Source organism: Steroidobacter cummioxidans, from assembly GCF_003104955.1.
Genome location: NZ_LSRW01000050.1, coordinates 54,764 through 67,835, shown reverse-complemented (window position 1 = coordinate 67,835; position 13,072 = coordinate 54,764). Strand labels below are relative to the sequence as shown.

The 13,072-nt window shown below is 60.7% G+C and carries 14 protein-coding genes and 2 pseudogenes; 3 read left to right on the top strand and 13 right to left on the bottom strand.

What is annotated here, in order from left to right; translation table 11 throughout:
- Positions 1-72: 72 nt before the first annotated feature.
- From D0550_RS36675 to D0550_RS34660, 7 genes and pseudogenes are all read right to left on the bottom strand, one after another.
- A pseudogene (locus D0550_RS36675) lies at positions 73-468 on the bottom strand (phosphatase domain-containing putative toxin); the annotation flags it as partial.
- A gap of 5 nt (positions 469-473) precedes the next feature.
- The gene (locus D0550_RS22820; RefSeq protein ID WP_116811495.1) at positions 474-815 is read right to left on the bottom strand and encodes a hypothetical protein; all 342 of its coding nucleotides are present in this window, start codon (positions 813-815) and stop codon (positions 474-476) included.
- Positions 816-971: 156 nt separating this feature from the next.
- Complete coding sequence (locus D0550_RS22815) at positions 972-1,178, bottom strand: hypothetical protein (RefSeq protein ID WP_116811494.1); 207 nt, start codon at positions 1,176-1,178, stop codon at positions 972-974.
- Positions 1,179-1,206: 28 nt separating this feature from the next.
- Positions 1,207-1,716 carry a hypothetical protein gene (locus tag D0550_RS22810; protein WP_161965991.1) on the bottom strand — a complete coding sequence of 170 codons (510 nt, stop codon included), beginning with the start codon at positions 1,714-1,716 and terminating at the stop codon, positions 1,207-1,209.
- Positions 1,713-2,258, bottom strand: a complete 546-nt coding sequence (locus D0550_RS22805; protein ID WP_153067283.1) for a hypothetical protein — start codon at positions 2,256-2,258, stop codon at positions 1,713-1,715. The genes D0550_RS22810 and D0550_RS22805 overlap by 4 nt, the downstream gene beginning before the upstream one ends.
- An 80-nt stretch (positions 2,259-2,338) precedes the next feature.
- A complete protein-coding gene (locus D0550_RS22800) occupies positions 2,339-2,770 on the bottom strand; it encodes a hypothetical protein (RefSeq protein WP_116811491.1) in 432 nt (143 codons plus the stop codon).
- 184 nt (positions 2,771-2,954) lie between these two features.
- Complete coding sequence (locus D0550_RS34660) at positions 2,955-3,800, bottom strand: PepSY domain-containing protein (protein WP_153067282.1); 846 nt, start codon at positions 3,798-3,800, stop codon at positions 2,955-2,957.
- Positions 3,801-4,048: 248 nt separating this feature from the next.
- Here D0550_RS34660 and D0550_RS22790 point away from each other — a divergent pair, with 248 nt between their 5' ends.
- The 3 genes and pseudogenes from D0550_RS22790 (at position 4,049) to D0550_RS36055 (ending at position 5,601) form a co-directional block, all read left to right on the top strand.
- Positions 4,049-4,693 (top strand): TetR/AcrR family transcriptional regulator, encoded by a 645-nt coding sequence (locus D0550_RS22790; protein ID WP_116811561.1) that lies wholly within the window; start codon positions 4,049-4,051, stop codon positions 4,691-4,693.
- Positions 4,690-4,989: pseudogene (locus tag D0550_RS36925) on the top strand (NAD(P)-binding domain-containing protein); the annotation flags it as partial. The gene D0550_RS22790 and the pseudogene D0550_RS36925, both read left to right, overlap by 4 nt.
- 60 nt (positions 4,990-5,049) lie before the next feature.
- The gene (locus D0550_RS36055; RefSeq protein WP_241520888.1) at positions 5,050-5,601 is read left to right on the top strand and encodes a DUF2520 domain-containing protein; all 552 of its coding nucleotides are present in this window, start codon (positions 5,050-5,052) and stop codon (positions 5,599-5,601) included.
- Between the two features lie 76 nt (positions 5,602-5,677).
- On the opposite strand, the gene D0550_RS22780 is transcribed toward D0550_RS36055, so the two are convergent.
- From D0550_RS22780 to cuyB, 6 genes are all read right to left on the bottom strand, one after another.
- On the bottom strand, positions 5,678-7,171 hold the full coding sequence (locus tag D0550_RS22780) for a M81 family metallopeptidase (protein ID WP_414717329.1): 1,494 nt from the start codon (positions 7,169-7,171) through the stop codon (positions 5,678-5,680).
- Between the two features lie 181 nt (positions 7,172-7,352).
- Complete coding sequence (locus tag D0550_RS22775; protein ID WP_241520887.1) at positions 7,353-8,378, bottom strand: VWA domain-containing protein; 1,026 nt, start codon at positions 8,376-8,378, stop codon at positions 7,353-7,355.
- Between the two features lie 10 nt (positions 8,379-8,388).
- Entirely contained in the window at positions 8,389-9,309 is a 921-nt protein-coding gene (locus D0550_RS22770) for a DUF58 domain-containing protein (protein ID WP_116811487.1), read from the bottom strand.
- A 1-nt stretch (position 9,310) separates the two neighbouring features.
- Positions 9,311-10,321 carry an AAA family ATPase gene (locus D0550_RS22765; RefSeq protein WP_116811486.1) on the bottom strand — a complete coding sequence of 337 codons (1,011 nt, stop codon included), beginning with the start codon at positions 10,319-10,321 and terminating at the stop codon, positions 9,311-9,313.
- Positions 10,314-11,606: a dicarboxylate/amino acid:cation symporter gene (locus D0550_RS22760; RefSeq protein WP_116811559.1), complete on the bottom strand. Its 1,293-nt coding sequence runs from the start codon at positions 11,604-11,606 to the stop codon at positions 10,314-10,316. Before D0550_RS22760 ends, D0550_RS22765 begins: the two co-directional genes overlap by 8 nt.
- The gene (gene cuyB / locus D0550_RS22755; RefSeq protein WP_116811485.1) at positions 11,606-13,063 is read right to left on the bottom strand and encodes a cysteate racemase; all 1,458 of its coding nucleotides are present in this window, start codon (positions 13,061-13,063) and stop codon (positions 11,606-11,608) included. Before cuyB ends, D0550_RS22760 begins: the two co-directional genes overlap by 1 nt.
- Positions 13,064-13,072: the final 9 nt, after the last annotated feature.

The window sequence follows — 13,072 nt, the reverse complement described above, 5'->3', positions numbered from 1 at the left end:
AAACCACTCCACCTGCTCAGATGTGTCCGGCACGGTCAGTCCGCGCGCCCTGGAGACCATGGCAAAGACGTCCGACGCCGGGACTCCGAGCCTGAGTAGAACGGAGCCGGCCAACAATCCCGATCGGCCGATGCCAGCGCGGCAATGAACGGCGACCGCCAAGCCCTCTTTGACAGATGCTGCAACTTCGTCCGCGAGAGCGAAGAACTCCGCCGCCGATTCCGGCGTACCCCGGTCTGCGATCGGGAAAGAACGATAGCGAATTCCATTGCTGTCGCACATCGACTCTTCCTGCGAGATCCCGAGCTCTTCGGCTTCGTATCGATGCAGCAAGCTGACCACAACATCGACGCCCACCTGCCGCCACCCCGAAATCTCGTCCTCGAGCCATTCCCCACCGCGCGGCCGCGGCATCACCGCCAGCCTAAGCGGCTCAATGTCACGGATCCAATAGACCTCAGGTTTCATCTATCTCAGCTGCTGCGAGGAAGTTCGACGACGAGAGTGAACACTATGCTAAACAGCGCAAGTGCGCTGTAGAGAACAAAAATCAAAACACGCAAAGATTCGATCGCTGGGCTACGTAGAATACTGTCGACTCGCTGGCTATAACTCATGAACAGCAGCATTGTGAATGCACACCAGAAGTACGAGATCAGGCCTATAAACTGTAACCTTCCAGCGAACTGAGCGACAGGACCGCCGATGAGCCGATCGGTGCCAATGCCGATGACTGCTGGCACAAGCGCCACCAGCATGAACGGTCGCCGGTTGTCTTTTAAAAACTGCGCCAGATTCTCAAGTGACCGAACCATCGAGATTCCTCATCTGTACCGCTAACGCCAGCCATCAGCCGATTGCGTCTTCGCACGGCTATGCGAAGTGCGCCATCGCCCGAACTCTTGACTCCGCCGCTCGATCGCCGCAAGGGACGGCAACGATGCGCACCGGGATTTGCTGCTCCATATCCGTCAATCCCCACCGCCGCCACCACCGTCTCCACCGCCGCAATCACCACCGCCATCGAAACTGGCGCAGTCGGATGACGAGGATGAACCCACCGTCGTGCCACCATCGCCGCCGCTACCCGATGACGTCTCATCTCGACGCCGCCTTTGAGCTGCACGAGCCCAGATGACAACCAGAATGACAATAACGACGACGAAAATGACTTTCATGCCTGCCCCCAACGCTGCGATCCCGGATTCACCGCATCGGCTCCATTGTTCTGTCCGAGCCCTGAGCCCTGGCGCGAATCTCCAGGGCCTCCTGCGTATCAGACAGCTCACGAAAGAACCGCCCGGGTACGATCGGCTCAAAGCCCCCTCCTTTGAGTATCACGAGCCTCTTTTCGGACGGCTCCCGATGAGCTTCTCGAATCTGCCCCAGGCTGAAGTGCATCATCGGATCCAGAGGAACGCGGATCACATCCGGCACCACATTGGCCCGCGAGAAGAACACCTCATCCACCTTGACGATCAGGCGGATGGTATTGCGCAGACCTGGCCCAGTCATTGCCTTCTCGTCCAGCATCTCATTTCCGTCCGCATCGATCATGTCAACGCCTATCACATGACCTGCGAGAATGTGATCGCTGTCGCTCGCAAGTTGCTCGAGCGTGGCTTGCAGTGGCAAGGTGGCAAATGCGACGACCGAGTACAGCCCCATCAATAGAGCTAAAGCGTATCTCATATGTTCTCGGGAACGCATTCTCATGGCTTCCAATACTGCTCCAGGTGCCAGACCGGACCACTGCCGCCAAACTTCCGCAGGGTGACCAGTAGCTCCAGGTAATCCTGTCGGGTCAGCTTCTGCCATTTGTAGGTTGAGGTCAGATTGGTACCGTGCGCGTCATCCAATCCCTTGAGAAGAATGCTGTCGACAGGCGGAGTTAGATGATGGCTCAGCGGCGTGTCATGAAAGCCACCCAGTAGAAATACGCTCTTCAGGTACGTCGAAACGAGTTTTGCGGCCACGCCGAACATCACAGGCTTCTTTACGACCTGCTCCAGATGGCTCTGAACGCCAATCACCCACTTTTCGTACTCTCGATCGTAGCGTTCAATTGAGATCGAATGGTTCTCGGCGTCTCGCAAGAACTCGATCACTCCGCAGGCTTCCAGAGCGGCAATGAGCTCCGAACGCTTCGCTTTCGCAGAGCCCGCTTGCGCGGCACGACATGCGGCCCACAAGGAGAATCGTTCTCGGGCAATGTTGATTGAGTACGACATGGTATTTTGCGTTCTAACATCAGCCATTCTATAAGAGCTCCTGGATACCTTTGAGTCCCTGCTTCTCGAAGCCTGAACTCGTCCTCGACGCCAATTCCAAGCGGATGTTAGGCCTCATTGCACACGACGTTTCGCGCGCCGTCCCGCAGCGCCTTGTTAGAGCGTAGCAGCTGCCCTGCTGCCCCCGACGCCGCTCCGTACACCCCCCACGAGACAGCCGTAAAGCACAACCACAGCGCACTGTGGAAGACACCAGACATGCCATCTTCAAGAACTGAGCTCCAGAAGGTTCCGAACACGCCTGAGTAAACGATATTACCCAGCAGACTGGCCAGAAATCCTGCAAGCATGCCGCGCTTTCCCGCTAGCCAGCCCGCAACGAACCCCGGCAACAAACTCGCGATCGTCAGAATTGGAGTGGAAACGACGGTTAGCCACGCGCTCGCCGTGCCTTGATATGCCCCGTGCTCGTGTAAGGCAATGGACGCGTATGCCAGGACCGTCGCCGTAACCGCACCAAACAGGATTGCCTTCAGCATCTGCGCTCACTCCCTCTTGCGCGCCAGCGCACCGAGAGCCGCGCGCACTAAATAACCTGGAGCGCGACTCTCCCGTCAGTCTACGCACAACAATGAGAATTGATACATGAGCCGTCCATGCACACATGGATTGACCCACTTATGGAAACTGGATGTCCAAAAACGTGCGGCTGCTCGAACAGCTTTAACCGGCCGGGTCGACCTGCTGATTGAGGGCATGCCGAGTCAAGCGCTGGATACTGAGGACCTTGCCATCGAGCGCATCGACCTCGGCTTCCCAGGTTTCACCGGGACTCGTATAGGGCACAACCCAGACAAGCCGACCTCCACCCGCCGGCTCACCGTTCACGTACTCCTCGAAGCTGTACGCGAGCGCGGGCTCGTCGAGAAATTGAATGTCTTGCGGACTTTGTTTGTTGTTCGCCAGCTCTGCCAGCAGCGCCTGGCGGGCTACGTCCATCGCAATTTTTGGCTCGCGAGCCAGTCCCCGATCAGGCAAGAAATTGCTGGTGATCCAAGTCACCTCACCGCTATCGGGGTCGATCGCGATGTTGACAGCTGAGGAGCGGACCGGCCGGTCGTGGATGTACTGAACGAAGCGCACGACGATGCCAAATGACTTGGTGCCCGGACGAGGCGGATCACGGTCGATATAGCGAATACGCAGCGATTCCTCCCCGGCAGCGAACAGCACCGGGCCGATTCGTTCCAGCAACTCTGCCGGCGCTGTCATGCCCTTTTTCCAGTCCGAACTGTTTACGAAAACTCCTGTTCGTGCCGACAAGTGGCGCACCGTGCCGTTCGGCGCGTACTGCACCTGGACACCAGCCATTCGCTCTAATGCCTGATACTGCCGTTGCAGCAGTTCCGCACCTACCCGCTCCTGGAGCGCCGGCCTCGTGATTGGAACAGGGTCTCTTAGGAAGCCGTCATCGGGTAATGCAGGTCTCGGCGGTTCCGTGGATCGGCTAACCGATGGGTAAACCGCTGTAGCGAACAGACAGGCTGCAAGGAAAGCCGCACGCATCATTCTGCTCCTTGAATGGGGTGACCTGAGCTCCGGCACGCAAAAACAGTACGTCGCCTTCCTGCTGCGTGCAAAGGGCTCGGTCAGAGTTGCGCAATCTGCGCCCCCAGTAGAGCACAGACATCGCGGACATCTAAGTCCTGCGATCAGGGATGCGCGACAAGGTCGCCGCGCAACGGAGAGCTTGACAGTGCAGGCACTGTCAGGACAGGATGAATTATTATTCATTCTTCCTGAATCGATATTCGCCAATGACCAAAGCAAGTGCTCAGATCGATCGCTTGAACGCAACCAAAGCGCGCATTCTGGACGCAGCCCGCGAGGCAGTCGCGCTGAGCGGGTGGCAGGAGGCACAGATCGCCTCGATCGCCGCACGAGCGGAGGTAGCCACCGGCAGCGTGTATCGCTACTTCGACTCGAAAGCCGATCTCTATGCCCAAGTGCTGGCGCGAGTCTCCCAGCGTGAGATCGATGTGGTGGCCGCTATAGTGGATTCTGAAGGGTCCGCCGCTCAGCGCCTGGTCGATGCGATATATGTTTTCTCGAATCGGGCACTGCGCAGTCGGCGCCTTGCCTATGCGCTCATCGCCGAACCCTGCGAACCGGAGATTGATGTGGCACGGCTGAAGTACCGCGAGGCACTTGCCGCGCAGATCGGACGCCTGGTCACACAAGGGATCGCGAGCGGCGAATTCATCGAGATCGACGCGAATCTCGCTGCCTCATGCGTGACCGGCGCGTTCATGGAAGGGCTCGTAGGACCACTGGCCCCAGAGGCAGGGTCCGATACGCGCGCCGCCAAGGCCATTGCTCAGTCGATTGCGAGCCTTGCCGCGCGAATGCTCTTTCGACATGCCGCGCCCAAACTGAAACTCGTTTCCAAGAGAACGCTATGAGGACCACGCCTCCCCTACGCATCGGCTTCTTGGGTGCCGGTCGTGTCGCACAGACGTTGGCCCAGGCATTTACACGAGCAGGCCTCTCAGTCGTTGCCGTTTACAGTCGAACCCCAGAATCTGCTCAGTTGCTGCATCAGCAGACCCCCACTGCCCAGGTGATGCTGCAACCAGACTTCGTCCTCGATGCTTGCAATACGATCTTTATCACCGTCAGCGATGACGCAATCGCCGCTATGTGTCGCGATCTGCCTTGGCGAGCTCATCATCGCGTAGTTCATTGCAGTGGCGTCACGGAGGTTGCAGCCCTCGACTCCGCCAAGGCCAAAGGCGCTGCCACGGGTGGCTTTCATCCAATGCAGATGTTTGCCAACCCCGAGGTTGCACTCAGAACGTTGCCGGGTTGCATCGTGGGCATCGAAGCCGACCCGCCCTTGCAGGTCGAGCTGGAGGCGATGGCCAAGGCAGTGGGTTGTGCGCCCTTCACGGTGGCGCCCGGTGTGCGACCGATCTATCACGCCTCGACGTATTACGTAGGACCCTTCCTGATCGCACTGCTGAATGAGGGCGCGCAACTGTGGCAGCGGATGGGCGCAAGCGAAGCTGAGGCACTGAAAGCGATGGTGCCTCTGCTGCGCGGTACCTTGGCTGCTGTGCTCGACGGTGGACTCGCTCAGGGAATGGGAGGCTGTGTCGCGCGCGGGGATGTGGGCACGGTCACCAAACATCTCGCGGCCCTTGACGCACTCTCCACACCCGCTGGAGCGTTGTATCGCGAACTCGCACTTCGCACCGTTCCCTTGGGAATCAAGCGCGGCACCCTCTCCGCTGAGCGCGCAATGCAGATCAACGACACTCTGAACCTACCCGCCAGCCGCATCCAAAGCGATCTGCAGCAGGTCAAATAGGTTCGAGTCTTTTGCCAGGGAACGTATCGAACCCATGCCGCGGTGACAACCACCGCGGCACACTGCAAATTACAGCTCAGGTCTTCGGCGGATAAGTCACGTTCTTCCCATACGGATAGAACTTGTCGAGCTTGAGATACTTGTAGTTCAGCGCCTCCAGGCGCACGGTGCCGACGAACGGGTCGTCCGGTTCGACCAGCAGGATGGTCTTCGCATAGCCACTGTCGTAGAAGCCACGGCGGAAGTGCACGCGCGACTTGATCGCGAATCCCTTGAACGTATTCGGATCGATGCCCAGCTGCGTGAACGACTGTGGTTGCACGATCTGACTCAGATACGGGCTGATCACGACCACGTTGCCGTCGCCGAACTTCACGCTCACCCACAGCTGCGACCCGCCGGCCTGGCTGCTGCCACGGCTCAAGCCACCGCTGACTGTATGCACCTTGCCGACGACGCGCACTGGCTTGCCGGCGGATACATCGAGCTTGCCGCCAATCTCCATGTCGAAGTCATCGCCAACCTTGACGCCCTTCTTACGCAGTGCGTTGATCGCATCTTCATCGGCGATGGTCCCAATCAAGCAGCCGCTCAGCTTCTGATCGATGATCTCCTTGAGCAGCCAGGTCGCGGCGCCGGTGCGATCGCTATGATCGGCGAGCACATAGGGCACCGAGCCCTTCTGAATCGCTTCCTTGGCGAGCGCCACGCCCTCTTTGTGACGATGAACTTTGGTGCCGTGGACCAGCTCGTCGCGCAGACGCCAGGCGGTTTGCGCCATGTCGTCCGCAACGTGCTTCGCCAGCTCCGGATTGCCATTGGTCATGACCTGGAACGTCATGCCCGCGTCGGCCGCATCCATGAACGCAAAGCCGTAGTAGAAGCTCACATACACGTCGGTCTCGCGTGCTTCCCAGACCAGCGCGCGCTGAACCAGATCCATCCACGGCGACTGACCGGTCCACTGCAGCACCGACGGCGTGATGATGGGCGGCTTCGCGGTCGCCGTCGTGGGCTTGTAGTCGCCACGAATGCAGCGAATGAGCGTGCGAGCCGCACGTTCGCCCTGCAGAGCGCCGTCGTAGTGCGGGTAGTACTTGATACAGAACGCGAGATTCGCGTAACGCAGGAACTCATCGTCCTCGTTGCCGTGCGGATCGAACGTGCCAGCAATGAAGCCCTTGGGTCCGATCACTTCGCGCACACGGCGAGCCAGCGTCGCCTCGGGCTTGGCGACATCGCGGACACCCATCGCACCATGCAGCGACAGATACGCGCCGTCGAACGGCCCCTGCGCCTTCAGATCGGCGATCATGCGCTCGGTGAAGTGATCGAACGCCTCTTTCGTGATCCAGCCCGAGCCCGAGCCTTTCTTCGAACCGAGCGGCGACTCGATGCCGACCAGCTCCACGTTTGCGTGCTCGCGCGCGACCTTGACGAAGCCGCCCATGTAACCCTCTGGCGAGGCGGACAACAGCGCCTCGCCACGCGCCGGCGAGCCTTCGTAAATGAAGTCTTGCGTGGTCGTGTCATACGGGAGGAAGGTCACCGTCTCGTGCGAGAAATGCATGCAGGCGATGCGAATCTTGCGCGTGGCCGCGTTGGAGCGAGCGGCGTTCTGAGCGCCCGCTGCCAAAGGCAGCGCAGCGGCGGCTGACCCCAAACCGAGGCCTGCCAGGACCTCGCGTCTCGAAATCTTCATGGTTCGATTCCTGTATGAGTGGTTGTGATGGGAAGCAGAGGGTTGGAGCTCATGTCACGGCCGGCTCGCGCGCGGCACGAAAGTGCGCCTCGTACGACGCCAGCCCGAGCAAGAGGACGCCGATGAGGGCAAACACATGGAACAGCTCGCGACTGACCAGCGGTGGCGAGGCTGCGAACTCGATCTTCTGCGCCTCGTCGATGCGAGCGAACGCATCGCGAACCGCGTTGGCGTCGGTCGCGCGAAAGAACAGTCCGCCGGTACTCTCGGCAACGTCTCGCAACAGCAGGGAGTCGATCTCCGACTCGCGCATTTCCGTACCGGTACGATTCCCCGCGTAGTCGAAGATGGGTGTCGGCACCAAGCCTTCCGCACCAGCGCCGATCGTGTAGACGACGACTTCCTCGTCGGCAGCCAGACGCGCCGCTTGCCGCGGATCGAGCGAGCCCTTGTTGCTCGAACCGTCCGTCAGCAGCACGATGAACGAGCCCTGCCGTGGCTGCCCCTCCGACCTGCCCTCGCGCAGACGACGCAACGAAACTCCGATCGCGTCGCCGATCGCGGTGCCGTCCTCGATCAAGCCGATGGACAAGCGTGCGCTTTGCTTGCGCAGCCATTCGTGATCGAACGTCAGCGGCGCGAACGTATAAGCGCGGCCACCGAACACGACGATGCCGATACGGTCGTCGGGACGCTCATTGATGAAGGCGGAGATGATGGGTTTGACAGCCTGCAACCGATTGACTGTCTGGGCGCCCCGCTGGAAATCCTCCGCGTACATGCTGGTGGACAGATCGATCGCGATCATGAAGTCATAGCCGCGCCGCTGATGATCCTCCAAAGGAACGAGCACCTGCGGCCGCGCCAGGCCGACGACCAGCAGCGCGATGCCGATATACGCACAGACGATCGGCCACAGCGCTGACGATGTCGCGCTTGGCGAATGCCATTCGTGGGCGCCGGGCACGACCAACGCGGGGATACTGCGCCGCCGGCGCAGCCAGACGATGACCGGCAGCGCCAACAACAGCAATAGCCAGAGAGGATCGTGGAAGGTCGCGCTGGAGATGTTCACGTTCGCCGCCTCAAGCTCGAGCACTACCGTGGCGATGGCGGTGAAACCATGCGATCAGGCTTTGCAGCGGATCCTGCGCATTGCTAACGATCATCCGATCGTCACTGCGAGGAAACATTTCGAGGAAGTACTCCTCACGCCGCTCGCGCCAGGCAGCATGCGCCGCACGTTCTGCGCTCGATGCGGTATTCAGCAGCGTCAGCCGGCCGGCCAACGGGTCGTAGGCCGAGAACTTTGCGTTACGCGGTAGTTCGGCATCCCAAGGATCGTCGGCTCGCACACCGACGGCTTGATATCGCTGCTGCAACTCACGCCACAGCTCCGGCATTCCTTGTGGCGCGAACGAACCGAGCCAGAGCAACACACTGCCGCGCGTCGCGCTCTTCTTGATGAATGGCCAGGGCAGCGAGCACGTGGCCGGACCGTCCAGCGGCGGCGCCGGCTGATCGAGCAACATCGAAGCGATCCTCATGATGCCTTTACGGCCCGGCAATGCGCGCTGGAACCAGGATTTACCGGGCGCGCTATACAGCAATCCGACACGATCTCGATTGATCGCGCTAATCAACATGAGTAGCGCAGCCGTCTCCAACAGCGTCTCGCGTCGCGTGCGCCCTTCCGAGCCGAACTGCAACGCCGGCGAATCCTCGAAGATGAACATGATCGTGAGATCGCGCTCTTCGACGAAGCGCTTGCGATACGGCTCGCCCAAGCGAGCGGTAACGTTCCAGTCGATGTCTCGTGGATCGTCGCCCCATTGGTATTTGACGACTTGATCGAACTCCATGCCACGACCACGAAACGCCGAGCGATACTCGCCGCTAACCGTGGTGTTGACCGCATGCCTCGCACGCCACTCCAGCCGCTGCAGCAGCGCCGTCGGCGCCGAAGGCATCGAAACCGCACGAGTATCGAGATCGGCTGCAGACATTTCAGGCACTGCGCGAAGCGCTCTCCGGCACCGCTGTCTGATCGACAATGTCTTTGAGAATGCGATCGGCGGTCAGGCCGCGCGACTCGGCTTCGTACGACAGGCCGACGCGATGACGCATCACATCCGCAAAGACTTCCTGCACCAATGCCGGCGTCACGTAACTCGCGTCACGCATCCAGGCCAGAGCCTTGCTGGCTTGGAACAAACCAAGGCACGCACGTGGCGAGGCGCCGTACGCGAGTGTCTTCTGTGAGCCGGATGCGATGGCACGCGTCGCACGCACGAGCTTGACGACGTACGCCTGTACAGACTCCGCGACGTGGATGCGATCGACCTCCGCTCGCAAACGCAAGAGCTCTTCGCCACTCGACACCGCTACCAATTCCGGATGCGATGTGACCGAGCCCCAACGCTGCACCATCTGCAACTCGTCGAGCTCGCTCGGATAGTCGAGCAGCAGCTTGAACAGGAAACGATCGAGCTGCGCTTCGGGCAACGGATACGTGCCCTCCTGCTCCACCGGATTCTGCGTCGCCATGACCAGGAAGGGACTGGGCAGTGGGTAGGTCACACCGCCGAGGGTCACCTGCCGCTCTTGCATCGCTTCGAGTAACGCGCTCTGCACTTTCGCAGGCGCGCGATTGATTTCATCCGCGAGCACCAGGTTTGCGAAGATCGGTCCCTGATGCGGCGAGAAGCGGCCGTCGCCGGGCGAGTAAACCATCGTGCCCACGATGTCGCTCGGTAGCAGATCCGGCGTGAACTGAATGCGCTCGAACTGCATACCGAGCGCTTGTGACAACGACTTCACCAGCAGGGTCTTGGCGAGACCGGGCATGCCTTCGAGCAGCACGTGTCCGCCGGTCAGCAGCGCGATCTGCAGCCGCTCGATGATGGTGAGCTGACCGAGCACTGCCTTACCGATCTCGGTAGAGACACGGCTCGACCACTGCGCCCCAGTTTGTTGTCTTACTTCGACGTGCACGTGACTGACTCTTTCGCTACGCATTGCTTCGTCTCACATCGGCTTCGAGATCCGGCTGCATCGACTCAGGATCGACGCCCGCCGTGGTTTGCAACTCGCCTTCCCATTTGGAAACCACGGCGGTCGCGATGCTGTTGCCGACGACATTGGTGGCCGACCGGCCCATGTCCAGGAAATGATCGATGCCCAGCAGCAGCAGCATGCCGGCCTCGGGCAAATTGAATTGAGTGAGTGCGGCTGCGACGACGACCAGTGACGCGCGCGGCACGCCGGCGATGCCTTTGGATGTGAGCATCAGGACCGCGATCATGGTGACTTGCTGCGCGATGCTCACCTCGATGCCGTACGCCTGCGCGATGAACATGATCGCGAACGTGCAATACATCATCGAACCGTCGAGATTGAACGAGTACCCGACCGGCAGCACGAAGCTCGCCACGCGGTTGCTGCATCCAAAGCGCTCGAGCTCTTCGAGCGTGCGCGGATACGCGGCTTCAGAGCTCGCAGTGGAGAACGCGAGCAACACCGGCCCGCGAATGCCACGCACCAGGCGCAACACGCCCGGGCCGACGAACACCACACCGAGCGCAACCAGGATTCCCCACAGCACCGCGAGTCCCAGATAGAACTCGCCGATGAACAAACCGTAGACGCCAATGATTCCCAAACCCTCTTTCGCCACCGTGCTGGCCAGCGCGCCAAGCACAGCCAGCGGCGCGAACAGCATCACGTACCCGGTGACCTTGAGCATGATTTGGGCCAACGAGTCCAAGGCCTCGAGAATCGGCCGACTGCGCTCGCCCAGCGCCGCCATCGCCGTGCCAAAAAACAGCGAGAACACCACGATCTGCAGGATTTCATTGCGCGCCATGGCGTCGATGGCGCTGGTTGGCAGCGTGTGCTCGATGAACCCCTTCAACGACATGCCGCTGGCCTGCATGCCCGAGGTTGCACCTTCATTGGGCAAAGGCAGGTTCAACGCCCGCCCCGGCTCGAAAATCTGCACAATGATGAGGCCGAGCACCAACGAGATCAGGGAAGCGCCGACGAACCACGCCAGCGCCTTGCCGCCGACGCGGCCCACCGTTGCGATGTCACCCATCTTGGCGATGCCGACCACCAGCGTCGCAAACACCAGCGGCGCGATGATCATCTTGATGAGTCGCAGGAACGCGAAAGGCAGCAGGCCGATGCCATCCGCGAAACGAGTTGCTGTGGCATCGGACGCGCCGACGTGCACGCCATAGCCGAGCAGAACGCCGAGCACGAGGCCGGCAACGATCAACGTAGTGAGTCGCTTGGAGTTCATCAGCGCCTCGACCACATCATCGCGGCGGAGACGCAGCGCTTGGCAAGAATGTCGGTCGGATCGACCAATGTGACGCGGTTGCCCTTGGCGGTGACCCGCTCCGGCTCGGACAGCAACAGCGGCAACTCGGTGCAACCAAGCACGATGACCTCGACGCCTTGCGTCGCCAGCTCATCGATCGCAGCATCGACATCAGCAACGCTCGCAGGACTGGTGAAGCCCGCCTTCACGCCTTGCGGTCCATAGATCGCATTCATCACTCGCGCCTGCAGCGGCGCCGACGGGACAATCTCCTGCAGGCCGTTATCTTCCAGCGCCCGCTTGTAAACGCCACTGGAGATGGTGCCGCTGGTGGCAAGCAAGCCCACTTTGCGCAGCGCTGGAAACATTTCTCGGATGTGCTTCACCGTGACGGTGAGCATGTTCATGATGGGAATGTCGAGCTCGGATTGAATCGCCTCGACGAAGGCGTGCGCGGTATTGCAGGGAATGGCGATCAGATCCGCCTCGCCGGCCTGCAATTTTTTGCACGTCGCATACAGCGCCAGCGTCGGGTCCATGCCGTCGCCGACCAGATGCTCGGTGCGATCCGGGATCTGCGGATTCTGTTCCACCAGCAAGCGCAGATGATCCTGATCGCGCTTGGCAGGAGTGTTGCGCACGACCTTGTCCAGGAAATCGACCGTCGCTGCCGGCCCGACGCCGCCCACGACGCCGAGCTTGAAGGGCCGCTCCACATCAGCCGCGGGATCCGCAACGAGATGTTGTGCATACACTCGATGCGGATCGAGCAACGGCACCGGGACTTGAGCCAACTCGTTCGCCACGAGCGCGAGCTCGGTAACACCAGGCAATAACAACTGCGCGCCCTGAGCGATCAAATCGGCGCAAGCGTCGCGCAACAGCTCGATGGAATAGCCGCTGCGGCTGCCGCTCTTGATGCCGCTCTTGCCGTAGACAGCCTCGGTGACCAGATCCACTCCGTCACGCGGACGCGCGTAGAGCAGTTCGAATTCCTGCGGCCGAAAATAGCGCTCGAACAAAGCGCTCTCACGCAGTGGCGCCGAAGTGAGCACGCCGATGCGCCGCGGCTGAGGGATCATGCCGCGCACGTGCAGACGTAACACTTCGATCATGTCGGCGATCGGCAGCGGCGAGTTCTCCTTCAACTCTTCCATGAAGGTATGACTCAGGAAGCACGGCAGCACCACCGTGCCGATGCCGCGCGCCCTGAAGCTGTCGATCCTGTTGAAGATGTACAGCATGCGCGCCGTGTCCGCGGCGCTCGGGCCGTCGCTTCTCGCGAACGGCCGTTGCTCGAACACGATCTCGAACTGACCTGCATCGACGTGTCGCTCGGTGGCCTCGATCAGCTTCGACAGCAGATCTGCGTCCGCGATGGGCGACAGGCCGCCGATGATGCCGAACGACCGTTCGCGCCTCACTGGTAAACTCATGGAATCTTC